At 48.1% G+C, this 25,545-nt stretch carries 19 protein-coding genes; 13 read left to right on the forward strand and 6 right to left on the reverse strand.

Going from position 1 to position 25,545, the window contains the following annotated elements:
* Positions 1 to 51: 51 nt before the first annotated feature.
* Positions 52 to 948, reverse strand: coding sequence for a flagellar assembly protein H (locus tag JOY44_RS29315; RefSeq protein ID WP_171576926.1), 897 nt, complete (start codon positions 946 to 948; stop codon positions 52 to 54).
* Between the two features lie 81 nt (positions 949 to 1,029).
* Positions 1,030 to 2,301 carry a virulence factor gene (locus JOY44_RS29320; protein WP_242541947.1) on the reverse strand — a complete coding sequence of 424 codons (1,272 nt, stop codon included), beginning with the start codon at positions 2,299 to 2,301 and terminating at the stop codon, positions 1,030 to 1,032.
* A gap of 142 nt (positions 2,302 to 2,443) precedes the next feature.
* Here JOY44_RS29320 and JOY44_RS29325 point away from each other — a divergent pair, with 142 nt between their 5' ends.
* From JOY44_RS29325 to JOY44_RS29340, 4 genes are all read left to right on the forward strand, one after another.
* Positions 2,444 to 3,475, forward strand: coding sequence for a tyrosine-type recombinase/integrase (locus tag JOY44_RS29325; RefSeq protein WP_171576927.1), 1,032 nt, complete (start codon positions 2,444 to 2,446; stop codon positions 3,473 to 3,475).
* A 194-nt stretch (positions 3,476 to 3,669) separates the two neighbouring features.
* A complete protein-coding gene (locus JOY44_RS29330; RefSeq protein ID WP_171576928.1) occupies positions 3,670 to 4,344 on the forward strand; it encodes an AAA family ATPase in 675 nt (224 codons plus the stop codon).
* Between the two features lie 2 nt (positions 4,345 to 4,346).
* The gene (locus JOY44_RS29335) at positions 4,347 to 5,528 is read left to right on the forward strand and encodes a ParB/RepB/Spo0J family partition protein (RefSeq protein WP_171576929.1); all 1,182 of its coding nucleotides are present in this window, start codon (positions 4,347 to 4,349) and stop codon (positions 5,526 to 5,528) included.
* 164 nt (positions 5,529 to 5,692) lie between these two features.
* Positions 5,693 to 6,775 (forward strand): PDDEXK nuclease domain-containing protein, encoded by a 1,083-nt coding sequence (locus tag JOY44_RS29340; protein ID WP_171576930.1) that lies wholly within the window; start codon positions 5,693 to 5,695, stop codon positions 6,773 to 6,775.
* 71 nt (positions 6,776 to 6,846) lie between these two features.
* Here the strand turns inward: JOY44_RS29340 and JOY44_RS29345 are convergent, their stop codons facing one another.
* Positions 6,847 to 7,938, reverse strand: coding sequence for a hypothetical protein (locus JOY44_RS29345; RefSeq protein WP_171576931.1), 1,092 nt, complete (start codon positions 7,936 to 7,938; stop codon positions 6,847 to 6,849).
* A 913-nt stretch (positions 7,939 to 8,851) separates the two neighbouring features.
* Between JOY44_RS29345 and JOY44_RS29350 the strand changes: the two genes are divergently transcribed.
* Positions 8,852 to 10,807 carry a hypothetical protein gene (locus JOY44_RS29350; protein ID WP_197985796.1) on the forward strand — a complete coding sequence of 652 codons (1,956 nt, stop codon included), beginning with the start codon at positions 8,852 to 8,854 and terminating at the stop codon, positions 10,805 to 10,807.
* Between the two features lie 152 nt (positions 10,808 to 10,959).
* Here the strand turns inward: JOY44_RS29350 and JOY44_RS29355 are convergent, their stop codons facing one another.
* Positions 10,960 to 11,895: a cobalamin-binding protein gene (locus JOY44_RS29355; protein WP_171576932.1), complete on the reverse strand. Its 936-nt coding sequence runs from the start codon at positions 11,893 to 11,895 to the stop codon at positions 10,960 to 10,962.
* A 156-nt stretch (positions 11,896 to 12,051) separates the two neighbouring features.
* On the opposite strand from JOY44_RS29355, the gene topA reads away from it, so the two are divergent.
* From topA to JOY44_RS29380, 5 genes are all read left to right on the forward strand, one after another.
* Positions 12,052 to 14,283, forward strand: coding sequence for a type I DNA topoisomerase (topA, locus tag JOY44_RS29360; protein ID WP_171576933.1), 2,232 nt, complete (start codon positions 12,052 to 12,054; stop codon positions 14,281 to 14,283).
* A 102-nt stretch (positions 14,284 to 14,385) separates the two neighbouring features.
* Complete coding sequence (locus JOY44_RS29365) at positions 14,386 to 17,703, forward strand: HEAT repeat domain-containing protein (protein WP_171576934.1); 3,318 nt, start codon at positions 14,386 to 14,388, stop codon at positions 17,701 to 17,703.
* Positions 17,704 to 17,707: 4 nt separating this feature from the next.
* A complete protein-coding gene (locus tag JOY44_RS29370; protein ID WP_171576935.1) occupies positions 17,708 to 17,971 on the forward strand; it encodes a UPF0175 family protein in 264 nt (87 codons plus the stop codon).
* A 145-nt stretch (positions 17,972 to 18,116) separates the two neighbouring features.
* A complete protein-coding gene (locus tag JOY44_RS29375; protein WP_171576936.1) occupies positions 18,117 to 20,351 on the forward strand; it encodes an ATP-dependent RecD-like DNA helicase in 2,235 nt (744 codons plus the stop codon).
* Between the two features lie 291 nt (positions 20,352 to 20,642).
* Positions 20,643 to 21,707: an IS4 family transposase gene (locus tag JOY44_RS29380; protein ID WP_171571858.1), complete on the forward strand. Its 1,065-nt coding sequence runs from the start codon at positions 20,643 to 20,645 to the stop codon at positions 21,705 to 21,707.
* Positions 21,708 to 22,064: 357 nt separating this feature from the next.
* Here the strand turns inward: JOY44_RS29380 and JOY44_RS29385 are convergent, their stop codons facing one another.
* On the reverse strand, positions 22,065 to 22,403 hold the full coding sequence (locus JOY44_RS29385) for a bacteriorhodopsin (RefSeq protein ID WP_171577002.1): 339 nt from the start codon (positions 22,401 to 22,403) through the stop codon (positions 22,065 to 22,067).
* Between the two features lie 79 nt (positions 22,404 to 22,482).
* On the opposite strand from JOY44_RS29385, the gene JOY44_RS29390 reads away from it, so the two are divergent.
* Positions 22,483 to 23,547, forward strand: a complete 1,065-nt coding sequence (locus JOY44_RS29390; protein WP_171573521.1) for an IS4 family transposase — start codon at positions 22,483 to 22,485, stop codon at positions 23,545 to 23,547.
* On the opposite strand, the gene JOY44_RS29395 is transcribed toward JOY44_RS29390, so the two are convergent.
* Positions 23,483 to 23,947: a bacteriorhodopsin gene (locus JOY44_RS29395; RefSeq protein ID WP_307822144.1), complete on the reverse strand. Its 465-nt coding sequence runs from the start codon at positions 23,945 to 23,947 to the stop codon at positions 23,483 to 23,485. The genes JOY44_RS29390 and JOY44_RS29395 overlap by 65 nt on opposite strands.
* A 36-nt stretch (positions 23,948 to 23,983) precedes the next feature.
* Here JOY44_RS29395 and JOY44_RS29400 point away from each other — a divergent pair, with 36 nt between their 5' ends.
* Both JOY44_RS29400 and JOY44_RS29405 read left to right on the forward strand, forming a co-directional pair.
* Positions 23,984 to 24,487, forward strand: coding sequence for a helix-turn-helix domain-containing protein (locus JOY44_RS29400; RefSeq protein ID WP_171573907.1), 504 nt, complete (start codon positions 23,984 to 23,986; stop codon positions 24,485 to 24,487).
* A gap of 2 nt (positions 24,488 to 24,489) precedes the next feature.
* Positions 24,490 to 25,059 carry an IS630 family transposase gene (locus tag JOY44_RS29405; protein WP_281063351.1) on the forward strand — a complete coding sequence of 190 codons (570 nt, stop codon included), beginning with the start codon at positions 24,490 to 24,492 and terminating at the stop codon, positions 25,057 to 25,059.
* The last annotated feature ends 486 nt before the right edge of the window (positions 25,060 to 25,545 follow it).

The raw sequence follows: 25,545 nt of genomic DNA on the forward strand, positions 1-25,545 counted from the left end.
GAGCACTCGGTTCAGTCGCGCACAGACTATAAACTCCCATCCGGGGGTTGGCTAAGAAGTAAACCTGATTAATAGCTCTTCTTGTGAGAGTTGTAGGAGCAGCGGGGTGTACTCTTCAGGAGGTAGGACTAAGATTTGAGAAATCAGGGCAGCCAGGGATTCGTCGAGTTCCCCGAAGCGGACTTTGAGCAGATTTTCTATAACCTTCCGTTCGCCCTGCTTCTCACCTCGGCGTTCACCTCGACGCTCGGTTTCCTGTTCCCATTCTAAATACGCTTGCGATAAGGTCATAAGCAACTGCTCATCCTCAGAGGTTTGGGTACCAGTCAGTTCAATTGTAACTTTCCATGCCGTCAGCATTTGTAATGTTTTAGAACGCCGAAAATCCGTTGCTGGTAGCGCCAAAACTTCAGAGATCGCTTGCCGTTGTGTTTCGTCCCGTCCCAAAATTCGCAGCCAAAGAGTTTCCTCGGTTGGGGGGAGTTGGTTGATCGCAACGATAACCGTCTTAAGAGCATTTGCTAGAAAGTAGATGCCTGGTAGCCATTGTTCATTTGGAACTGCACTAAAATCATTCAGGACAGGCTTTGAAACATCGGCGGCAAGAACCCAAAGTTTGGGCAACTCCCCTTCCAAAGTCCGGCTCTCTTGACGATTCGCCTGCCGACGTTGGTCTTCATGCACCCAAAATAGCTTCAGCAAACAGGTGCGGACTTCGGTGCGGGTTGGCGGATTGTGAAAGGGTTCAATCAGGCAGGGAGTTGTGGCGATTCTACCCAGCAAACCTAAGCTACTGGAGTCAACTGTCGATTGGGGAAAGGGTTCAAACCAAACATCGACAAACTTCGATTCTCCGGGGACTTCTAAACTCCGTTCGGCTCGACCCAACGGAGTCAGAAATTCTTTGAGAAATTCTTTCGCTAACTGATCGAAGGGAATTTGAGTCATGGCACAGTTGCTTTGTACTATTTACATTTACCATGCTTGTAGTCAGTGCCGTTAAGGTTCGCTCCTCCATTTGAATTGTTCTTACTCCTTCGCATTGATGCCACCGCCACCCTGGGTAAGGCGCTGCCACATGGGTAGTTGGGTTTCACCGCCGCCCTCAATCCGCTCTAGCGCTGCTATCATCTCGATTCGCACATCAAATTCCACTTCGCGTTCCACTGCATTACGTAGGGCATCTACAGCAGTGAGATCGCCCAGCTCATTCAAGAATCGAGCCGCTCTCCAACGCACGAGCTTCGAGGAGTCTGCTAATGCCTGAGTCATCGTTAGCATGGCACTAATATTTCCCAAATCGCTTAAGGCATCTCCCGCTGTCCGCCGGACGATCGCGGATGGATCTGCAAGGACAATCCGAGCCAGCGGTTCAACGGCAGCATCTATACCGCTAGCACCGAGGAGAGCAGCAGCCCAGCGACGAATCGTGCTCTGTTTGTCATTGAGAACCATCACGATCTGCGGCAACGTTTCGGGGGTGACTTCAATCTGTTGTAGCGCCTTGAGTCGATATTTCCAGTTCAGGTGATACAGATCCGCTAACAGAGATTGCTGTCGGTCGGCGTTATGGACTTGCTTTTTGGTGTCGTTGGACATGACAGCGGCTTCAATCCGAGCCAGTTCGTCATCGTCCATTAGGCTAACAATCTCGTCTGCGACCAGTTGCGCGACTGCTTCAGGGGAGCCAGCCGGAGCCTGATAGGGTTCCCACTGTCGCTCTGCCACGTAATTTGCGCCCGTGGCACGAATCGCTCGCTGAAGTGCCTGATTGAATCGCTCTGGCAAGGCTACCCGCGCTTGTTGACCATCGGCAGCGATCGCTCTCACTTGCACTGGAATCCCACGAAACACCTGAACAGCGACCTCAACGGAACCTAAGTTTGAGCTGTGCGGCTGGCTAGTTAGACTGGCAGGTGGTATTGGCTCCTGGGACTGTGAAACCTGATCTAGAAGCGTTGAGTCAGCATCTTGAGCCACCCCAATAATGCCAGCAGCTTCCGCCAGGATCGGCTGCCAGTCTGCATTCCCTTTACGGGTCAGCGTGATGAAATCATGGACGAGAAAGACCGATTGGACTGTCTCAATCGCAAGCAACTGTTGAGCGAAGGTCGGAGCATTGGGCTGTTCTCCGCCTTTCTGCAGCGTCAAGGCTTTGGCGCTAATTACCTCGTTCAGATTGAGTTTGATGCAATTCGGACTGGGGGTGGTTTCAATCGATCGCAGTTGCATAGCCTTATCCTTAACTCGTTCAGATCGCCCAAACACGAGGTGAATTTGATTCAACCGATGTGGTTTCACATTGATCCTAACTCACTGGAATTGCCAATCGGTATTTGGTTGTGGTTTCAAATCAGCCGTCTCCACCAGCAGCTTAAGTCGTAAAATACACTGAATGGTCGAACGTTTTTGATTGAGGAACTTTGATTGAGGAACATCGTTCATGAACCGCCGCAAAATGGTTCCAGAGCCTGTGGTTCTGCTACTGCAATCGATTGATAGCAAGACAGGTTCAACCGTTAGTCCGACTCGCCTAGACCTGACGAATTTACGCGAGGAGCGGGTAAAGGAGTTTTTGCAGGCGCGATCGCTGGCTCCCAAAAGTCAGAAAGCCTATCGGCAAGACTTACAGTGCTTTCTAAATTGGATAGACAAGGGCTGGGCGGAGGTTACGCCTCGTCAGATTGCTCAGTTCAAAGCCTATTTGATGCGTCAGGACTTGGAAACAGGTCGGCGATCGCTTTCAGATGCTACGGTCAGGAGAATTTTGGGAACGCTAAAGAACTTTTATGGGTGGATGGTACGTTCTCGGTATGTCAGTATCAATCCGACAACGGAAGTGGATTTGCCGAAGCTGACGGAACCGGAGGCGCAGAATCTTAAGGAGGGGGAAGTAGAGCGCATTGTTCAGGCGGCGTTAGCCAGTTCGTTGCCGGAGCGCAACATTGCCTTGATTTCAGTGCTGTTGCATGGGTTACGGGCTGAAGAGGTATCTATGTTAAATCTTAAAGATTATGACGGGCGACGGTTACGCATCCGGGAGGCGAAGGAGGATAGTAAGGGATGGGTGCCACTGACACCTCAAGGTAAGGAAGCCGTAGAGCGGTATCTTCAGTGGCGGGAATTGACAGGGGAAATATTATCTCCAGAGTGTCCGTTGTTTGTTTCCCATTCCCGGCGCAATCTTTGGCAGCGACTGGGCTATGACGGGATTTGCAAGATGATGAATGCGATTTCAAAGCAAACGGGAATTGATTTTCATGCGCATCAGTTCCGGCATACATTTGCGACCAATTTGGTATTGAAGGGGATGAATCCGTATCATGTGATGACACTAACTCGGCATAAGTCGGTGCAAAACTTTCGCCGCTATACCAAGGCAGCCGACCAACAAGCGGCGGAAAAAGCGTTTGATGAACTGATGGGAATGAGAAATATGACCAAGGCAGAGAAGGATGAATTCAATTCCATCTGATTCAAATCTACAGGCACGGTATATTCATGAAGCAAAATTGATATACCCTGATAATTTGAAAAGTGTATTTATATAGTGAGTAACCTCAAGCTAAAACTGTACCGGAGATCTCCAGTACAGTTTTCATAAGTTTTAGATAGGTATGTACTGGGGAACTCCGGTACATTGGAAAAGCCCTTCAGTAGGAAAAGACCATGATTGTCGTCTGTGGCGGAATCAAAGGCGGTGGTGGAAAAACTACATTGGCAACAAATCTAGCAGTAATGAGAGCGCTAGCTGGTTACGATGTTTTGTTAGTTGATGCTGATGAACAAGATAGTGCAAGTGACTTTACAGTGCTTCGCAATCAGATTTTTGAACCCAATGGCGGGGCTGGTTACACGGCTATCAAGCTTAGAGGGCAGGCAGTAAGGTCAGAAGTGGCTCGCATGGCTTCAAAATATGATGATGTAGTAATTGATGCCGGAGGGCGAGACAACACGGGACATAGAGCAGCGCTGCTAGTTGCCAACCTCTACTTAGTACCGCTTTTTCCAGGGAGTTTTGACGCATGGACGTTAGACAGTGTTGCAAAGTTAATAGATGAAGCAAGCGCCTTTAATGACCAACTGAAGTCGATTTGTTTCATTAACCGGGCGGATGCTCAGGGTGGAGACAATGAAGAGGCAGCGCAAGTTGCGAGAGAAACAGAGGGGTTGATTTTTCTGGAGCAGCCAATTGGTACTCGAAAGGCGTTTCGACGCTCGGCATCTGAAGGTAAAGCGGTGGTCGAGTATCGACCAAAAGACACCAAGGCAATTGATGAAATTACACGACTTTACCGTTCGGTATTTAACGAAAAATGGAGCTTGGCTCAGGAGAATAAATAGGAATGCCAATTCAACGTAGACCAAAACCTACCTCTCCAGATGAGTTTATTGAGGGGGCAAATCTAACCGAAAGTGTACTGCAACATCAGATTGAGGTGCTTGAGCATCAACTTCAACAAAAGGATGAGCATGAGCAAGCACTAGTTGGTGAGATTGAACAGCTACGAGCAAATGATTTGGATGAGACCGAACGTCAACTTTTGCAAAAGCAGATTGATGAGCTACGAGAACATCTGAAGCAGAATCAAGGGTCAGTTGAGTATCCAATTGCCAAGATCCATCCCAACCCAAAGCAGACTAGACAGACCTTTAAGGAAGAGGTTGAAGCAATGGAGCGATCGCTTCAAGAAGAAGGTCAGCTTGATGATGTCATGTTGTTCGATGATGGCACCTTGTTTGATGGAGAGTGTCGCTGGAGAGCGGCTACTAACTTGAACTGGAAAACTATTAGGGCAGTCTTTGTCTCCCGTCCTGAAAACGATCAAACTCTGCGGCGTAGAACTTACCTAGCGAATCGTCATCGTCGAGATTTAAATGCACTTGACAAAGCAGCAAGTTTAGTCGCCATCGTTTGTGATGAAATTTCTGAACTAAAGCCTGATGAGGTTTCTAGAATTGTGAATCGTGTGCTGACGCGATTGAAACGAAGAAAACAGAAACTAGGCGACAGGTTGCACCTACAACCTCAGGAGCAACAACGCGCGATTTTAGCTCAATTCAAGCTTGAACCAGTAGAAATCCAAGTCTTTCTAATTTTACTAGGACTACAGGAACATCCTGCTACGTTGAATCGCAACGTTTTCCCTACCCTCAGCCTCAATCCCAATTTAAGAATAGCTGTACGGGAAAGAGCATTAGGCTGTGCCCAAGCTCTCGTTCTCAATCGACTTACATCTGACAATCTTGGTCTATCCAAACAGAAGGCACTACAGCTACTTAATGAAGGAATTGAGGTGACCCTGGCAAACAATTTATCAGAGATCAAAGCTCAGCAGTGGGTCGCCGAGCAGAAGAAACAACTTGTAGGAGATGCTACAAAAGCACTATCTAATGGAGTCAGGAATCAGCATGTTGATCATATCCTCGTAGCTGTTCAACGCTTAGATCTTGACAAAGCCACAATTTCAACCGAACAACGCCAGGAGTTAAAACAAGCCTTGAAAAGAGTTTTGCAGATGTTGTAGAAGTAAAAGGCAACAGATTCCAAACTGCGCAACCCTCAAAGCTATTGTTGTGAAATGGCTAGCCTCAAATATTAGCAACAAAATTTGCCTTGATCGAAGGCACCTCTATGACCCTTACCTTACCTAATTACTCAACAGACCTTTTGACTACTGAAATTTAATTCATGTCTGACTTATTCAATCTCAAAGACTACGAAACCTTTCTGACTGACTTGAAAGTTCGCATCCGCAGTGCTCAAGTTCGTGCATCTATCGCCGTCAACCGAGAACTAGTGCTGCTTTATTGGCAGATTGGTCGAGACATTTTGAATCGTCAGCAGCAGCAAGGTTGGGGCGCAAAAGTCATTCAAACCCTCTCAAAAGACTTAAAGCAGGAATTTCCAGAAATGAAGGGTTTTTCCCGCTCTAATCTGCTTTACATGCGAGCGTTTGCTCAAGCATTTCCTGATGAGGCAATTGTCCAAGCGGCGCTTGGACAAGTTACTTGGTATCACAATATAGCGTTGCTAGACAAACTCAAATCTAATGAGGAGCGGCTATGGTACGCGAGACAAACAATTGAGCATGGTTGGAGCCGCAATGTATTGGTGCATCAAGTTGAAAGCGATTTATATCGCCGAATGGGAGGAGCGGTTACTAATTTCGATCGCGCCCTACCTCCACCTCAATCTGATTTGGCAAACCAACTGCTCAAAGATCCCTATCATCTAGATTTCCTTGATGTTACCTCATCTGTGCAAGAGCGAGATCTTGAACGGGCACTTGTTGAACGCATTCGGGAATTCTTGCTGGAGCTAGGGGTTGGATTTGCGTTTGTAGGCAGCCAGTATCACTTAGAAGTCGATGGAGATGACTATTACATTGATCTATTATTTTATCATCTAAAGCTGCGTTGCTACGTGGTGATCGACCTTAAAGTTACCGAATTTCAGCCAGAGTTCTCCGGCAAAATGAACTTCTACATTTCCGCTGTAGATGACTTATTGAGACATCCAGAAGATCGCTCGACGATCGGGATTATTCTGTGCAAGGGTAAGAAAAAAACGGCTGTTGAGTATGCCCTAAGGGATGTCAATCGCCCTATTGGTGTTTCAACTTATCAATTAAAAGACTCATTACCCAAATTACTTGAGGAAAACCTACCGACTGTAGAACAACTTGCGATGGAACTAAATACGGTAGTTGCAGAAGTTGTTAAAAGCAGTGAAAGTGAATCTGAAGAAGCATTACTGTTAGACGAACTTTGATGGGTCTTTCTTTCCATTCTCGCAATGAGCAAGTAAAAGCTTGTATTTCCTTAATGGTGGTTTAAGTAAGGTTATACTGCGCTCGGTCTCAGCTTCTGAGGATTGATTTGAAATTGAATGCTAGGTGTCTTCCTTTTACCGGGTAGTTCTTGGGCACCAAGAATATAACCCTCTTGCTGCAACTCCTCAACTGTGCGCCAAAAAATCTGATTATTCCTTGAAGAGTTGCTCCCTAGCAAATCAAGATTCTTAAACAAATACTGTTTAGAAATTGTCAAATACTGTCCATCTTGCGGAGAATCCCATTTGAGCCGACTTGCAAGGTAGATTAATAGTTTGGTTCTGTAGTCGTTTTTGGTGTTACTACCAAGTTTTTGAGTGACATCCACATCTCCAGCAAACAAAACGTAATCCCCAGTACGACTTGATCCTTCAAAAAATTCTAAAGATACTGTATACGAATCAGCTAATTCATAAGTATAGTCAGCAGCTTTTGCCAAATCAAAGTCGCGAGAAAGATTTTCTATCTTGTAGCTTTTAATTCGCAGGATGCTCTTGATGATTACCTCTGCTCCAATTTTATTTCCTTCCCTTAGAGACTTGGCTAAAACTAATTCCACTCGGTGCAGCGCTACGAGGTCGCGGTTTAACTGAGATCGCACCTTGGCATGGAAACTACCCCCTTTGGTACGCGAGTAACCCAAGTTCTCCAGCAAGTTATTTGAGCGAAAAGTAACTACCGGACCGTTATTTTGTTCATCTGCCAGTTTATAGAGATACAACACAATTCCAACTTGGCGAGGGTTAAGAAAAGTCAGCAGAGCCATAAACAGGCGCTGAATCTTACGATCCTGTATCTTTTCAAGCCCTTTGGCAATTCCCTGAGCAGCTAAAGTTTCAAGGTCAAGGCTGTCGTACTGTTGCTTTAATTCTTCCCACTCATCAGTCGTCAAATCTTCAAGTGGAACACGCCGTATGACTGCTACTTCACCAGCATCATTCGTATCGGCTTCAACTCGCATCTCCAGATAGTACCCATCACCATCTGAACGTAAAATCGGTAAGTGGACATCTGGATTGTTGATGGATGCCCCAGCTCTAGGCAACACCATCAGTAGCTGACCATCCACCGGAAAAGTCAAGTCTCTTTCAATTGAAGCCATGCAGTTATGGGGATAGGCGATAGATGAATTCTACTAGATGTGTTGAGATATAATCCTACTCACTCTACCGATAGACGATCCTACATGAATTAGTTCTATCACTCCCGCGTATGTTTTTACATTCAAGCTCTATCACTCCCGCGTATAGATGCTTCTATCACTCCCGCGTATAAAAGTCTTTTGTTCTATCACTCCCGCGTATAGATGCTTCTATCACTCCCACGTATGTCTTGGAAATAGTTTTACGATGAAACCTGCCACCCAAAGATACTAGACATTTTGTTCTATCACTCCCGCGTATGAATTGTTTGTCATTCGAAAGGAGATTCAAGTTTTGTTCTATCACTCCCGCGTATAAATTGCTCTATCACTCCGGCGTAAAACAGCTCTATCACTCCGGCGTAAAGCAATTAGATCGGGAGTTTCAGCATGTTTCACAGTGAGATTTTGGGTGTTTAATGTAGCTTAGTTAAAGTTTAGTTCTTTTGTTCTAAATAAAGTAGCAAGTGTACAGCTTCACTCTTAGAGGTCTACATACCATGATGAACTGGCTTACCACGAGCCAACAGTTAGAAATGTTCTATTTAACGAACTTGCTTACGCCGACACACAGTAACTAGAAAACCGGGACAGAGCCTCGCCAAAGTCTCAATTATCCCGGCTTCCTGAACTTCGATCAAAGGAAAAGCCATTCCTTTAATTTGGGTTTTATATGATTGCATAATAGCAGTCTTAATGATTTGTCATGCAAAAAACTACCAAGATTCAGTAAGTCTTGGTGAAATTTGTTCTTGATTAAAGAGCGAACAAGCTTTGCATAAAAAATTTTGGATTGCCGGGTTGTCATGTTGAGCTTGTACTTAATATCAGCAGAGGCTATCTGAACTGGTTCCATTGGTTAAATGGAGCCAAGATGACTATTGCTCAATCAACAACACAGTTTCAATATATTCAGGAGTGGGAAGATAAATTTCTTGGGCTCTTTCCGCATCGCCACGACTATATCTACGCCAAACATCCGGAACCCGGACACACACCCGATTGGAAAACTGAAAGCCGTCATTCCCTCTCAGATCGCATCCTGCAACAGGGCTCCACCCTCTTTGGGGTGCGCTTCGGCAAATCAACCAACTACTGCATCCTCGACATCGATGCAGGCAGTCTCTATCATCCCCAGCGAGATCGCTTTGCCATCTCTCGCATCCTCGCTGCCCTTGAACCCTTAGGACTCGTCAATGCTGTTCCCTGCACCAGTTCCTACAGCGGTGGTCTTCATCTCTACTTCCCCTTTCAAATTACTCAAAACACCTGGGAACTAGCGATCGCCGTTACAACCCTGTTAGAAAACGCTGGATTTCGCCTGAGCGCCGGACACCTAGAACTATTTCCCAATCCCCGACCCTATGCCCTGGAAGGGAGTCTGGGACTCTTCAATGCTCATCGGCTACCGCTACAAGCAGGCTCCTATCTCCTGGACCATGACTTCCAAGCTCTCTGGAGTGACCCGCCCACCTTCGTCGAACACTGGCAGTTTGCCCAGAAACGCAACACCGTGGAGCGCAAAACTCTACAACGATTGCTCAAACAATTTCAGCGCAAGCACTATCGCATCTCTGGCAAAGCCGAAAAGTTTGTCAATGACTTGAACGCTGAAATTGAACTGGGCTGGACTGGCGCTGGACAAACCAATCGACTGCTCGGTCGCATCGCGATGCGGGCTTACATTTTTCACCACATCCTCTGTGGGGGGGAACGATTAACCGGACAGCCCCTGATTAATGCCATTGTCACCACGGCACAATCCTTACCCGGCTATGAAGAATGGTGTCAGCATCAGCATGAAATTGAACAGCGAGCCGAAGAATGGGCACGATGCGTCGAGGGTAGCCGCTACTTTCACTATGGGGATAAGAATGATAGGGATGAGTCGAAAGCTGAAGTCGGTCAGCCAGAACCACTGAGTTGGAATCAACAGCAATCCCAAGCGGCACGAGACCGGATTCGGCAGGCGATCGCGGATTTGCTCAACCACAACACCTTACCCAGTGGTGCCACTGCTCGATGGCAAGCACTCACTCAATACGGCATTGGCGGTGCTTCGCTCTATAGCCACCGAGACTTATGGCATCCCAACTACCTAGTGCTAGAGGCAATTGAGCCTACAGAAATCCCCCCAGACCCCCCAACTTCAAACACGGATGCCCAGTTAGATGCGTCCCCAACGCACTCTAACTGGCACAATCCTACAAGCTTATTATCAAAAAATGGCGGTAATGACTTAGGGAGAAAGGATTTGAGCGATCGTCTGGGGCAACCATTACCCTCGGTAGGCGGTAATGCTGAGGTAGACCAACCTTCTAGACACTCTCAACGGGGAGCAGAGGGGTCAAATGGAAGTAATCCCACGATTCAACCACCTTTATTTGACCTACAAACTGGGTTGGATGTGGGTCAAATAAAGGTGGCTCAATCAGCGGATCAACAGGTGAATCAGATCCGTCTTGAGGCCATGCAGGCAGCGCCGATGGCTCGGATGCAGCGGTATTTGGAATCGGGTGATCCAATTTTGATGGCGGAGGCGCTGGCGTGGGCTGACATCAATCCGGGGGTGTTGCAGGTGGAGCGCCTGAATCTACCGTTATTCGAGGCTCTGGAGTTGGATGACTCAGCGCGTGACTTGTCCGATGTGCTGGCGGCTATATCGGTGCAGATTCAGCGATTCGGATGGACGCGAGAGCAGGTGGGAGATCGCTTGGAGCAACTGTTGGGTAAGCGTAGTCAGGCACACTTAGATGATATGGAGTTGGCGCTGTGGAATCTTTGGTTGGAGGAGCAATCTGACTCTAAAAGGGATGAACCGGGGAGGTAAAGAAAGGAGGGAAGGGGTGAATGTAAAGGACTGTATTTTCCATTGAAGTCCAAGCGATGACTATCCTAAAGAGAATTGGGGATTACGGTTTCTAATCTACTGGAGCCATCTCAGTCTTCAAACTCTGTGCAGTTGTGTCTTGAGTTTGCCTCTTACTCGCGGTACTGACTCCAGCCACTGCCTTTGTGTTTGGCATTGAATATTGTCGGGTGCAGGATTTCCGCCAGGATTTCCAGTGAGTCTACCAGCCGAGGACCGGGACGGTTGAAGTAGGCATTGCCATCGGTCAGATAAAGCTGCTGCTGGTTTACTGCCCGTAGCTGCTGCCATTGTGGATGGGTTGCGAGTGCCTGCTGCATTTCCTCACGGGTACGAGGTAGGTCAAATCCGCAGGCCATGATGATGATGATGTCTGGGTCAGCTTCAATCAATGTTTCCCACGAGAGGTAGGGAGAATGCTGCCCAACTTTTCCGAACAGATCCTGTCCACCTGCTAGGTCCACTAATTCAGGTATCCAGTTGCCACTGCCCATCAGCGGGTCAATCCACTCAATCGCGGCGACTTTGGGGCGATCTCCGGCTGAGATGGCTTGTGTTTTCTGCTGACAGGTCTCAACACGGGCTTTTAATTCCGTCAGCGCGGGATTTGCATCGACTTCTAGCTGATTGGCAACCCGCTGAATGTCTGCCCACACATCGATCAGCGTGTGCGGTTGCAGAGAAATGACCTGCGGCTGGGGGTGGCTGAGGGTGGCAACAGCTTGCTCAACCAGAGCGAAGTTGACGGCGCAAACATCGCACTGATCTTGTGTGACGATGTGCGTGGGTTTAAGTTGTTCCAGCACATCCAGCTTGATTTCATAGATGCTTAAGGTCGCTTGTAGTAGTGTTTGCACGTCGGCATCAATTTGGGCACTCGGCTTTTCGATGTTGAGCCGAGCAGCGGTACAAATTGGACGGGTTTGAATCTCTGGTGGATAGTCGCACTCATGGCTCCGCCCGACGACACACTCAGTCAGTCCGAGTGCCGCTAGAATTTCAGTGGCACTCGGCAGAAGAGATACAATCCTTGGCAATGATTTAGACATACGATAGTTCCTGTCTTCAAACGCAACCAGTTTGTAGTCTAAAGGAGAATCAGAATAATGGGTTTTACAGATCGAATTTGATAGCGGCACAGTCAGTACCGTTTCCTCTTTTTCAGATCGCCTGTACTATTAAAAGGTTGATTGGAGACTGGCTGCATGGCGAACCTGCTGTTGATCGAAAGTCCAGGCAAATCCAAAAAGCTGAGTCAGATTCTCGGTCCTGGTTGGATCGTCAAAGCCAGCATGGGGCATGTGCGCGAACTGGCAAATGATGGCGAGGATGCCTTGGGTTTTGACCTGCTCGACCAACACATTGAGTGTCGCTATAACCCAAGGGATGCTAGGGGCAAGAAGGTCTTGGCAGACCTGCGACAAGCCGTAAAGCAAGCAGATGCCGTTTACATTGCCACTGACCCCGATCGCGAAGGGGAAACGATTGGCTGGCATTTGCAACAGGAATTGCGACTCAAAAATCCGCGTCGGGTGGTCTACAGCGAGATTACGCCCCAAGCGGTTAGAGCGGCAATTGCCCAACCGAGATCGTTGGATCAATCCCTGATTGCCGCTGGACGCGCACGAGATTGCCTCGATAAGCTGGTGGGCTACAAGGGCAGCAAGCATGTGGTCTGGCGGCTCAACATTGGCGCGAAGTCCATGGGTCGGGTGCAGAGTGCCACGCTGCATCTGCTCTGTACGCGAGAAAAGGAAATTCAAGCATTCAAATCCCAGGATTACTGGAGCGTTTGGGTGGAATATGGGGAAGGGTTTAAGGCGTTTTATCGGGCCAAACTAAATGCCAATCCTGGGACAAAGTCGGCAGCCGTAACCGAACAACCGGATGATGCGGCAGAAGACAAGGAAAGCCAGGAATCTGATAAGGTAACTAGTCAGGCAGAGGCCGATCGATTGGTGGCGATCGCTCGTTCCCATCTGCATCAAGTGGTCATCGTTGAAGGTAAAGTTGCCCATCAATCGCCGCCACCACCGTTTATCACCTCCTCATTGCAACAGGCAGCAGGCGCGAAACTGCGCTTTAGTCCTGATAAAACGATGAAGGTGGCACAGGCGCTCTATGAAGCGGGTCACATTACCTATATGCGAACGGATTCAGTGATGTTAGCCGAGCCATTTTGTGTAGCCGTGCGGCAATACCTGGAGCAGCATGATCCAACGAATGTGCCCAGCAAAACAACGCGACATCGGGCAGTCAAAGGGGCACAGGAAGCGCACGAAGCGATCCGTCCTACGGATGTGAATCAATTGCCTGCCCAACTGCAAGCGAGTGCCGATGAGACAAAGCTGTATGAGTTGATCTGGAATCGAGCTGTGGCTTCTCAGTGTTGCCCGGTGCGGTTGCGGAAAACGCGAGTGGTGACGAAATCAGGTACGGTGCAGTGGGAAGCAACCGGACAGGTGGTGGAGTTTCCCGGCTATACGCGCTATTGGAATAACTTGAGTGCCGATACCCAATTGCCCATGTTGCAGCAGGGACAGCCGTTGACGCTGAAGCAGGCAGACTCAGAAAAGAAGCAGACTCAACCCCCACCGCGCTATACGGAACCGAAGCTGGTGCAGTTGATGGAACGCAAGGGCATTGGGCGACCCAGTACCTATGCGCCCACGATCAAGACGCTGAAGGAGCGGGAATACGTGCAGGTGGAGAAAGGCAAACTGCAACCCACATCGTTAGGGATGGCATTAGATGAAGCGTTGGAAAAACTACTGCCGGAGTTGATTCAGCCAGAGCTTACGGCACAAATGGAGTCTGCATTGGACGCGATCGCTCAGGGAAAGCAAGATTGGCAGGGATACCTGACCGATTGGCACCGCACCTATTTTGCACCAGCGTTGGAGAAGGCGGGTGAACTGCTGAAATCAAATGCGATTCAAAGCGGGAACTCTACGGTTGCGCGATGCGCTAAACCCGCCGCTGCGCGATGCTCTAGAGGAGCCGCTGCGCGAACGCCAAGCTCAACCCAGTCAAAGCCACAGGCAACAGTGACGAAAACCGCCTGTCCCAAGTGTGGGGAAGCGATGAGCAAAGTTCCCTCCAAATCCAAGAAGCTGAAGGCGAATCATTTTCTCAAGTGTGGAGCGGTAGGCTGTGGAGCAGTCATGTTTTGGAATCCCCAGGGGAAACGGTATGAGGTGCCCTATGCTCAGCGCATTCCTGACCCAGAAGCTTTTACGGATGTGCCTTGCCCCGTGTGTGGAGCATTGCTGGAACGCTATCGCTACACGAAGGAGGGGAAGGAGAAGGTGATGTTGCGCTGTTCGCTGCTAGAGAATCGACGCGGGAAATGCAAAGAGGTGGCGTTTTTTGAGGGGCGGGAGGGTTTTTGGTCGCCCAAGTTTGGCACGCTGAAGATCAAGAGTGTGGTGAAGTAGGGGAGCCTTTGACCTTTGACAGCTTTATCTATGCGAACATCGTGCGGGTAACTTGCTTATGATAAAGAAAACTTTTTTGAAATGGTGTAGTCTGCCGATTGTATGCTCGCACCCGCTGAATTCCACTCCTACTTACAAGAAATCTGCTGTCGCTATGAGCAGTGGTGGACTGAGAATGCTCTGACAGAAACGATCGCCGTTCGACAAGCAACCTTCTCATTTGAGCAGATGGTACAAACGGAGGAAAAGGACTCAGAAGGAAAATCGAAGAAAATTACACTGCCAATATTCAAAGCGGTTCAGAAATATATCCAATCTGATCAGAGTTACACAGAAACCGAGCACATTCTATTAGTTGGCTCTCCAGGGGTTGGTAAATCAACGGCTCTTCTACGTTGTTTGTTTCTGATTGCAGAAAAAGAACGCGAGAAGCCTGAGCCGCGCCTCCCAGTTCTGGTTCCGATGAAAAAATATAAAGTTAGTTTTTCTAATTCTGAAGACCCTTCAGGGATGTTGACTCTAATTAGAGGTGCTTTGCCACCAAAAATACGGCGAAAAGTTTCAGTTTCAGAAGTCGAAGAACTTTTGTTTGACAAGCGGTTAATTCTGCTATTAGACGGCTTGAATGAAATGCCAGCAGATACCATTCGCACACACTTGAAGGCATTTCGTGAAGAGTGTCAGAATTCCCAAGTGTCACTCATCTGCACAACACGAGAGCTAGGGGGCGGAGATTTAGGGATCAAACGAAGGCTAGAAATTCAACCCCTGAGAAGCGAAGAAGTTGAGCGATTCTTGCAGGATTGCATTCCAGATCAGAAGCAAAAGGTATTGCAACTGCTCAATCGCGATAACCGAGAGTTAAGCCGCACTCCTTTTGTGCTGTGGATGTTGTATGACTTGTTTCAAAAGCAGGGGATCGAAGTAGAGACATTAGCAGAGTCATTTCGTCAATTCTTCCAATCTTTCAAAAAATATAAGGAAGATGCCCCTGTTTCAGATGAGCGTCGGCAGGAATGGAATCTTTGGCTAGAACATCTGGCGTTCACGATGCTGAATAATCCAGATCCAACTGATCCAGGTTTAGTTATTTCTAAGGAGCAAGCAGAAAAGAGCCTGATAGAAAAGTTTGGCAGTCTTTACGGTGCTTCATCCCGCATTGGAGAACTACTCGATCATTATTTGTTAGAACCAATTTCTGAGAAAGAAATCAGCTTTCAACACCAACTGATTCAGGAATACTATGCCGCAGAATGCTTGTTAGCTCAATTGCCTGGTTTGCTTAAGAAGCCGCCTGAGCAAAAGTACACACCATTTCAGATGGATTATCTCAATTATGTGAAATGGACAGAAGCGATCTCTCTCATGTTTGGACTACTAGAGTTAGAAAAAGAAGCAGAAAAATTAGTAGAGATGACATTAGGCGTAGATTTAAAGTTGAGTGCAAGGCTTGCAGGAGAAGTAAAACCAAATCTTCAGACCAACACAGTCAAAATAATTGCAGATCAAGAGGTTCCAGAGTGGTTCAGGATATTTCTTCTTGGGGAAACCAAATCTCCAAAAGCTATTGATGTATTAATGAACATTATTCAGCAGTCAGATTCCTCTATCCGTAGACGAGTAGTTTGGGCATCAAGACAATTAGACATTAAATTTGCTATGCCTTTGTTTAAGGAAGCGATCAAAGATCCTGACCCTAGTGTGCGCGAAACTACTATACGAGCAGTTGCAGAATCAGACATTGAACAGGCAGTTTTACTTGCAACTCAGATTTTATCTAAAGAATCAGCACCTTCAGTTCGTGAAGCAGCAGTAATTTGTGCACTAGGAAAATCGGAAACTGAAGCTGCAATTTTGGCTCTACTTCAAGCAACGCAGGATAAAGAAAATGATGTCAGAGCAATGGCTGCCCATAACTTAGAAAAGATGAATTGTAAAATATTACTCTCTATATTAAGTAAAACTCTAAAAAACAAAATTATAGCCCCAGATATTCGCAAAAGTGCAGCTAAACAATTAGGTAAATTAGGTGACGAAAGTATTACTTGTGATTTATTTGAAGCTCAACTGGATTTAAATTCAAATATTTCTAAAGAAGCTGCTTGTGCTCTCCAAGAAGTTAGAAGCAAGTTGAGTCAGCAGGGTAGTGATTTAGAAATTCATCAAGAAGAGCAGAATAAACGTCAAATTGATTCTTGGCATGTGTATCTTAGATCTGAAGAACCTATTCCAAGAGGTAATGCTATATATCATTTGACAAGCCTACTTGATAAGGAAGTAGCTATTGAGCTAGCACTTCAAGCTTTAGATGATACACATCCCTATGTACGAGGACATGCCATTACTAAACTAGTAAAGCTGGTTGGGGCAGAGGCGATTCCTCAAGCAGTGAAGGCTTTAGATGATATGCATTATGGTGTCCGTGACAAAGCATCTCAAGCACTAATAGATATGAAGAAAGATTCGCTTGGGAACTTAGAAATTTTTGAAGAAACAGTTTCTAATCTAATTCAGATTCTCGGCGAAGATAAAAATGTACATGTTCAGAGTACGACAATTAATACACTCACGAATTTATGTTCCATACATCCAAGCTTACTTTCGCGTCAAGATTTGGAGAACGCGATTCTAAATGCTTCACACTCTTCAGACAACTATTTACGACAGAAGGCTGCAAAAGCGTTAGGACAATTTAGCAGTGAAATATCAACCCGAAGATTATTGCAACTGATGGGAGATTCGGTTTCTCATACAGTTTTAACTTCAACTGAAGCTATAAAAAATATTTCATATCAAATTACTGCAAAATTTCTTCCAAAATTGGCAGAACTAATTTTCAAGTCAGAGGAAGGCTTTGTGCTTGATGCGATCGCTGCTATTCAGTCACGCTGCGGATTCTATAACTATGATATTGCTCAAGCGAAATCTCACCAGAGCGTGAAAGGTAGGAGCGAAGAAAATTTACTACACGACAAATTAGATACCCTTACTCAGGAGGTCAAAAAAGTGTCAGAAGAACCTAAGCGTGTTATTCACACTCAAAGCTACTTTGAAAAAGGTACTCATACCCATGCTCACAACTATGCAAACGATGAAACTCTGAAGCAAGAAATCACTGACCTTCGTCAACTAGTGAGTCAACTTCAGCAAAAACATCAACCCACTACTGAAGCCGCAGCTATTCAAGTGTTTGATGTCGAACTTCATACACTTCAAAGGACAAATCCTAATCGTTGGGAAACAATTCAGAAACAACTACAACTGTTAAAACATCAGCTTTTTAACCCAGAGCGCCATCTCACAGCAAGCAAAGCTGCGATCGCTGAGGTTGCAAAACACTATTTGGAGGACAGTGTTCTCGCTAAAGCTCTTATCACCTATGTTGACACTATGAGTGCTGATACTGACCAAGGAAAATAATCCTATGCAAATCACGATCGAACTTCCTGACGACATCGCCAATCAACTGCAAGCTGGCGACAGTTCCCGCCGAGTTTTGGAACTAATCGCAGCTGACCGCTACCGTCAAGGTCAGATAGGAGCCGCAGAAGTCCGGCGAATGCTCACCTTTTCCTCCCGTTGGGAAACCTACGAATTTCTCAAGCGTGAAAAAGCTTACTTACCCTACACACAGGATGACCTGGAACAGGATGTCCAAAGTATTCGCAGTGTTTTGGGCGCGGAGTGACATCACCAGGATTACTTGCTCAACCGAAGCTCAACGGGGTTTCATGGATATAAAATGAGATTTTCAATTTTGGCTCTCATCAATCACGATCGCCCCAAGCGGCTATCTTATAATACGTTTGTCCTGAGTAATCAGAGAACGCGAGTTGAATGAGCAACGCCAACAACCAGGAACCCATCAGGCTCCTCCCGTGGAGTCCCTGCAAGGCGTGGTCGAACGGCTCACCTACCACTCCGAAGAATCGGGCTACACCGTCGCTCGTCTGAAAGCACCCCGCACCAGCGAACTTATTACCATCACAGGCAGCTTTGCCACCATCCAGGCAGGACAAACCCTGCAACTGCAAGGCATCTGGAAAGACCATCCCAAGTTCGGTGCCCAGTTTCAGGTGACGCAGTACCGGGAAACCAAACCCGCCACGATCACGGGGATTGAGAAGTACCTGGGCAGCGGCTTGATCAAAGGCGTGGGATACGTCACCGCGAAACGCATCGTTGCTCACTTTGGGCTGGAAACGCTGGACATCATTGAGAACCAGATTGAGCGCCTGGTGGAGGTTCCCGGTATCGCCCACAAGCGGGTGAAGCTGATTCAAACCGCCTGGGGGACGCAAAAAGCAATCAAGGACGTGATGCTGTTTTTGCAGAGTCATGGCGTTTCCACCACCTACGCGGTCAAGATCTATAAGCAGTATGGGGATGAATCGATCGCCACTGTCACCCACAATCCTTACCAACTGGCGACCGATGTCTACGGCATTGGGTTTGTGACTGCCGATGCGATCGCTCGAAATCTTGGCATTGCTCCCAGCTCCCAGTTTCGCTACCGCGCGGGGATTCTGCATGTGCTGGGGGAAGCTTCTGAAGATGGACACTGCTTCTTGCCCCACGATGAGTTAATTGGGCAGGTGGTGAAGCGATTGGATATTGAGGATCACCATCCCAATCCTGACTCTGTAGAGTTTTTGATTCACTTGATGGTGCAAGAGCGGGAGTTGGTCAAAACCGAAACGCCGATCGCTGGACTGGAGCAATTTGGTTACTATGCGCCGCCCTTTTTTGCAGCCGAATACAAGCTGGCGGATCAGTTACAACAGATTTTGAGACAGCCGCTTCAGGTCGATGCACCCCGTGTCCAACAGTGGATTGAGCGGTTTATTGAAAAAACGGGTACGCCGCTTTCTGAGCAACAGTGCCATGCGGTCGAGATGGCAGCGAGCCAGCGAGTACTAATTCTCACAGGGGGACCCGGTTGTGGCAAGACGTTTACCACCCGGACGATTGTGGCACTGTGGAAAGCAATGGGGAAGTCGATTGCGCTTGCATCGCCCACCGGACGGGCAGCCCAGCGGTTGAGCGAGATGACGGGTCAAGAGGCAAAAACGGTGCATCGACTGCTGGAGTTTGACCCCAAAACGATGAAGTTTAAGCGCGATGTAGACAATCCCATCCCGGCTGAGGCGATCGTGGTGGATGAAGCCTCCATGTTGGATCTATTTCTGGCGAACTCGCTGATGAAAGCCGTTTCCCCCGATGCCCAACTGCTACTGGTGGGGGACACCGACCAATTGCCAAGTGTGGGACCGGGATCGGTGTTGCAAGATTTGATTACCTCTGAACAGGTTCCGGTGGTGCGGTTGACTCAGGTGTTCCGACAGGCGCAGGCTAGCCACATTATTCGCAATGCTCATCGCATCAATGCAGGACAGTTCCCGCAGTTGGAGCCAGTCTCGAATGCACCTCAGTCCGATTGTCTGTGGCTCGGTGCACCAGAGCCAGAACACGGAGTCCAGGCTATTCGAGAGGTGATGGGCGACTTGATTCCCCAGCAGGGCTTTGATCCAGCCAGCGATGTGCAGGTGCTGTGTCCCATGACACGGGGAGAGGTCGGCACTCGCAATCTTAATATGGTGTTGCAACAGCTAGTCAATCCACCCAGCTCTAACAAATCTGAGATTATGCGGGCAGGAATGACGCTGCGGGTGGGCGATCGCGTGATGCAAAAGGTGAATGACTACAACCGGGAAGTGTTCAATGGCGACCTGGGCATGATTGCAGCGGTGGATGTGGAAGAACAAGAGGTAGTGGTGCAGTTTGGAGAGCGATCCGTGAGCTACGACTATGCCGACCTGAACGAAATCACGCTGGCGTGGGCAGTGACAATTCACAAGAGCCAAGGCAGCGAGTATCCGGTGGTCATTCTGCCCATCTATATGCAGCACTACCTGATGCTGTCGCGGAATCTGATTTATACCGGCTTAACCCGTGCCAAAAAGCTAGCAATTGTAGTGGGTCCGCAGAAGGCGATCGCCCTGGCAGTCCGGCAGGTTAAGGATCGTCAACGCTATACGCTGCTGGATAAACGGCTGCGGGAGCAATAGGGTTCAAACGGGCGAAGCTATCCTATGCCGCCACGCAACGGCTAGAATCCTTATACAGTAATATTCGCAGAAAATTTTGACTCTCACCAATCGTAAGCTGCATCCAATTGCGATCGTTCACTGAGAGCTAATCGGAAGGTGCCATAAGGGTTGACGTGTGCCCAAATCAGAGGAGTCACTGCTCGCAAATCATCGGCCTGCATGCGTTCTACCCCTCAGTACGGGACAAAAAGCTTGAAAGGATGAGCAGGGTAGGGTTTCATCAGAATTACCACACTCTGGAGAAACCCTATGAGCCAATATAGCGAATTAAAGCGAGTCCTCCAAGAACAATTGAACTGGCACGGAGCGAGGATTTCATTTCTGGCATTGTTCTTGTTAGCCTTGCTGAAAGTCAAGACAGTGAACTTGAGCGAACTGTGTGTAGGCTTTGGTGGTAGGGCATTGCCCGAATCGAGCTACAAGCGATTGCAGCGATTTTTCCGAGGGTTTGCGCTCGACGAAGCTCAACTGGCTAGCGTCGTGGTGAGTTGGATGCAGATTCCGGAGGACTGGGTGTTGAGCCTGGATCGCACCACCTGGAAATTTGGCACTCAGTGGTACAACATTTTGACTTTGGGCATAGTTCATGAAGGAGTTGCCTTCCCGGTACTGTGGTGGCTGTTGGACAAGCGGGGGAATTCCAACAGTGACGAGCGGATGCGGTTAATGGAGACCTTTGCCAAACGGTTCCCCACCGCTAGAGTGAACTACTTGTGTGCCGACCGCGAGTTCATTGGGCAAGCCTGGGTGCGCTATCTTCTACTCGAACCTACCCTCGCCTTTCGCTTACGGATTCGCAGCAGTGACCAGATTGAGCATGATGGCAGGGTGCTGGCGGCGCGAGTCGTCTTTGCCCATCTGCAACCCGGTCAATCCCAACAACTCACAGGCACCTGCCGAGTCTGGGGCTACCCAGTTGCCGTTGAAGCGCTACGACTTGATGATGGGGAGTTACTCGTGGTGATTGCTCCCCTCAAGGCGCAAGATTTGGTCAAAGACTATGCCTTGCGCTGGGGAATTGAAACGCTGTTTGGTATTTTCAAAACTCGCGGGTTCTGTCTGGAATCGACGCACTTTACCGATGATAAACGGTTGAGTAAATTGTTTGCCTTGTTGACTTTAGCTTTATGTTGGGCGATGCGAACCGGGTTATGGTTGCATCAATGGCAGCCCATTAAGATTAAAAAACACGGTCGTCGCGCCAAAAGTCTGTTTCGCTTAGGGTTCGATTATTTGCGCCATTTGGTACTCAATCCATCCTTGTCCAATGAGTCCGACTTTGTGCAATCCCTACAACTTTTGTCCTGTACTTAGGTTCTACCCACATTTTGTCAGTCAATACCTGCTGAGGTCTATGGGGATTGGTTCCCCTTCCAGGTAACGGTTGGGCTAGAGGGTGCTGCGATCACCTGCATCATTATTGAGGATGGCAGTATTTTGACATTCTTGGCAGGCTTTCCGACGGGATTGATTAAGCAGGTCAGAGGGGCGATCCAACGATTGGCGCGATCGCTTTATACAATTGTGGCTAACAGCCTAAGCATTGGAAAGGGGCCAGCTTCGCTTAGCGCCCATTTTTCTCCGTTGTCATACAAGGGCGAGAGTAGACAATCAAGGTTCCATATTCTTCGGAATCCAGAGCCTTGATGGTTGTTTGCCACCCGCCGCCTGTTAGCGCATCGGCGCAGTTGGCTCCAAATCCTCAGCAACTGCACCGATGCGCTCAATTTTGCTGTAAGTGTTGAGTGAGAGAAAGCCAAAGCCAACCTTAGAGGCCACATCTAGAATCGTGTAAAACATCGTTTCAAGGTCCTGGCCGATGGCATCAATGCCGGTGGGAGCCAAAATCCAGACAATCGGGTAAGCCGTCCAAAGCATCAAATGAATAGTAATCAGACGGTTAAAGGCTGTTTGGGTGCGGGAACGATTGCGCTCAGCCTCGTGCTTGAAGGGCACCAGCAGTAAATAGATCACAGCTAAATATGCAGCAGAGCTGACGACATACCAGATATCTCAGTACGGGACAAAAAGCTTGAAAGGATGAGCAGGGTAGGGTTTCATCAGAATTACCACACTCTGGAGAAACCCTATGAGCCAATATAGCGAATTAAAGCGAGTCCTCCAAGAACAATTGAACTGGCACGGAGCGAGGATTTCATTTCTGGCATTGTTCTTGTTAGCCTTGCTGAAAGTCAAGACAGTGAACTTGAGCGAACTGTGTGTAGGCTTTGGTGGTAGGGCATTGCCCGAATCGAGCTACAAGCGATTGCAGCGATTTTTCCGAGGGTTTGCGCTCGACGAAGCTCAACTGGCTAGCGTCGTGGTGAGTTGGATGCAGATTCCGGAGGACTGGGTGTTGAGCCTGGATCGCACCACCTGGAAATTTGGCACTCAGTGGTACAACATTTTGACTTTGGGCATAGTTCATGAAGGAGTTGCCTTCCCGGTACTGTGGTGGCTGTTGGACAAGCGGGGGAATTCCAACAGTGACGAGCGGATGCGGTTAATGGAGACCTTTGCCAAACGGTTCCCCACCGCTAGAGTGAACTACTTGTGTGCCGACCGCGAGTTCATTGGGCAAGCCTGGGTGCGCTATCTTCTACTCGAACCTACCCTCGCCTTTCGCTTACGGATTCGCAGCAGTGACCAGATTGAGCATGATGGCAGGGTGCTGGCGGCGCGAGTCGTCTTTGCCCATCTGCAACCCGGTCAATCCCAACAACTCACAGGCACCTGCCGAGTCTGGGGCTACCCAGTTGCCGTTGAAGCGCTACGACTTGATGATGGGGAGTTACTCGTGGTGATTGCTCCCCTCAAGGCGCAAGATTTGGTCAAAGACTATGCCTTGCGCTGGGGAATTGAAACGCTGTTTGGTATTTTCAAAACTCGCGGGTTCTGTCTGGAATCGACGCACTTTACCGATGATGAACGGTTGAGTAAATTGTTTGCCTTGTTGACTTTAGCTTTATGTTGGGCGATGCGAACCGGGTTATGGTTGCATCAATGGCAGCCCATTAAGATTAAAAAACACGGTCGTCGCGCCAAAAGTCTGTTTCGCTTAGGGTTCGATTATTTGCGCCATTTGGTACTCAATCCATCCTTGTCCAATGAGTCCGACTTTGTGCAATCCCTACAACTTTTGTCCTGTACTTAGACCAGATATAGTTGATCGGCTTGGGGGAGAGGGTTGCCACTAACCCCGTCGCAATCATAAAAGCATTGGCCCCCAGCAAACTGCCCGTTAGGGTAAGACTAGTGCGACCCAAAAAGGCAAAAATCAGCAATAGCAGTGGTGTAGACAAAGACCAGGTGATATAGCGAACCCAAACGGTGGGGCGACCATAAACTATGCTCTGCCCCTGCCCCAAAGCCGTCGCTAAATAAAGAGCGCTGGCAATCAGGCAGATAAAAAAGCTGAGCGTATATAGCTTTCTCCAGCCTTCGGTTTTAGCATTGTGGCTACCAAAGCCAAAAAATGTAGCGCCCAGCGCCATGCAAGCTACTCCAATCCAAAGCCAAGTTTGATACCAAATTGAAAAAAGGGAGTAACAAATGGGAGACTAAGTTCTACCGTGTGGAGAACAACAGCAATGGTGGGTGTCACTCGCATCAAAATCCAGGAAACAGTGGCAGAACTAGAAGCTCTGATTCAACAGCAATCAAATCCAAACCGGAAAGAGCGGTTGCAAGTGTTGTACTTGCTGAAGTTAGCGGATGCCAGGAGTATTAGTGCGATTGCAAAAGTGGTCGGGCGGCACCGGGGGAGTGTGCAACGCTGGTTGAGCCAGTATCGGGAAGCGGGACTGAACGGATTGCTCGAAACTCGCCAAAGTTCAGGACGACCGCAGGTGATTCCAGGGTGGGCGCTCAAGAGCCTGCAACGACGATTGGATGACCCTGAAACAGGCTTTGGCAGCTACACACAAGTGCAGCAATGGTTATCAGAGACCTTGAACGTAGAAGCCGAGTATGCCACCGTGCATCATCTGGTGCGCTACCGCTTGGGTGCGAAGTTGAAAGCCGCCCGTCCGGTTCATGCCAAGCAGAACCCAGAAGCCCTTGAGGCCTTTAAGCAAACCTCAGCGACGACCTGATTCTGCTCAAACAGTATGCAACGCTAGTAAAACCGGAGTTTGAACGGATTCGCTACTTCGCTCAGGATGAAAGTCGATTTGGGTTGAAAACGACAGTTGGACGATTGATCACGAGCTTAGGAGTCAAACCACTAGGCAGTTGGCAATGGCAGTTCAAAGCCTTTTGGATCTATGGTGCGGTGGAACCGACCACCGGAGAGCAGTTCTTTTTGCAATTTACCCATGTCGATAGTGAATGCTATCAGCTTTTCCTCGACCAATTTTCGCAAGCCTATCCAGATAGCCTCAACATCCTCCAAGTCGATAACGGAGCCTTTCATAAAGCCAAAGACCTGGTGATTCCAGACAATATCATGCTGCTGTTTCAACCGCCTTACTGCCCTGAGTTGAATCCCATTGAGCGGTTGTGGCAGCACTTGAAGAAGGATTTGCGCTGGGCACTGTTCAAGAACCCAACTCAACTACAAACGAAAGTGGACAAATTGATTGCCGATTTAACGACCAAAACCGTTGCTTCTCTGACTGGCTTTAGCTTTATTGTAGATGCACTATCTGTCGCAGGCATTTTTTGATTTGGTATGAGCCATAGCGGTTGCAATCATCTCAAAAGTTTACCCATACCGTCTCAGACTCACGACTCTGTCTGCATGATTCTGAGGGTAGATTTTTGGAGATAGATTTTGGGATTTGGGCCGTAACTGATACGTATCTGTCTCTTGAATAGCGATTGCTAGTTGTTACGATAAGCGGGCAGTTAACTGGATTGCTTTTACACAAATTTGGAGAGAGGAAGTTGATACTGTCACCTTTCTTGAGGTGCACTGGGTCTACTTCGCCTAGCAGACTCTTGCTGAAGGACCGGAATCAGCTTTGCAATTTCTATACTCGCAGGACTGATTTTGTGGGATTTGGACCAGCGGGGGCATTTACGAAAAAAACTACGGTTTTGACTTGTCAAGAAACTTGCGGCTGTCCACTAACTTGATTTTGATTTCTGGATGAGTTTTTTTTGCGCCTATCAATTCAATGTGCTAGTAAATGATGAACTGCTGTTAAGA

Origin of the sequence: Leptolyngbya sp. Cla-17, assembly GCF_016807185.1 — a bacterium.
Lineage (GTDB): Bacteria > Cyanobacteriota > Cyanobacteriia > Leptolyngbyales > Leptolyngbyaceae > ULC077BIN1.

What these genes read in the sequence shown, in the direction of transcription:
- JOY44_RS29315 (WP_171576926.1), bottom strand. Translation starts at nt 948, where the DNA reads ATGACTCAAATTCCCTTCGATCAGTTAGCGAAAGAATTTCTCAAAGAA.
- JOY44_RS29325 (WP_171576927.1), top strand. Translation starts at nt 2,444, where the DNA reads ATGAACCGCCGCAAAATGGTTCCAGAGCCTGTGGTTCTGCTACTGCAA.
- JOY44_RS29330 (WP_171576928.1), top strand. Translation starts at nt 3,670, where the DNA reads ATGATTGTCGTCTGTGGCGGAATCAAAGGCGGTGGTGGAAAAACTACA.
- JOY44_RS29335 (WP_171576929.1), top strand. Translation starts at nt 4,347, where the DNA reads ATGCCAATTCAACGTAGACCAAAACCTACCTCTCCAGATGAGTTTATT.
- JOY44_RS29340 (WP_171576930.1), top strand. Translation starts at nt 5,693, where the DNA reads ATGTCTGACTTATTCAATCTCAAAGACTACGAAACCTTTCTGACTGAC.
- JOY44_RS29345 (WP_171576931.1), bottom strand. Translation starts at nt 7,938, where the DNA reads ATGGCTTCAATTGAAAGAGACTTGACTTTTCCGGTGGATGGTCAGCTA.
- JOY44_RS29350 (WP_197985796.1), top strand. Translation starts at nt 8,852, where the DNA reads ATGACTATTGCTCAATCAACAACACAGTTTCAATATATTCAGGAGTGG.
- JOY44_RS29355 (WP_171576932.1), bottom strand. Translation starts at nt 11,895, where the DNA reads ATGTCTAAATCATTGCCAAGGATTGTATCTCTTCTGCCGAGTGCCACT.
- topA (WP_171576933.1), top strand. Translation starts at nt 12,052, where the DNA reads ATGGCGAACCTGCTGTTGATCGAAAGTCCAGGCAAATCCAAAAAGCTG.
- JOY44_RS29365 (WP_171576934.1), top strand. Translation starts at nt 14,386, where the DNA reads ATGCTCGCACCCGCTGAATTCCACTCCTACTTACAAGAAATCTGCTGT.
- JOY44_RS29370 (WP_171576935.1), top strand. Translation starts at nt 17,708, where the DNA reads ATGCAAATCACGATCGAACTTCCTGACGACATCGCCAATCAACTGCAA.
- JOY44_RS29380 (WP_171571858.1), top strand. Translation starts at nt 20,643, where the DNA reads ATGAGCCAATATAGCGAATTAAAGCGAGTCCTCCAAGAACAATTGAAC.
- JOY44_RS29390 (WP_171573521.1), top strand. Translation starts at nt 22,483, where the DNA reads ATGAGCCAATATAGCGAATTAAAGCGAGTCCTCCAAGAACAATTGAAC.
- JOY44_RS29400 (WP_171573907.1), top strand. Translation starts at nt 23,984, where the DNA reads ATGGTGGGTGTCACTCGCATCAAAATCCAGGAAACAGTGGCAGAACTA.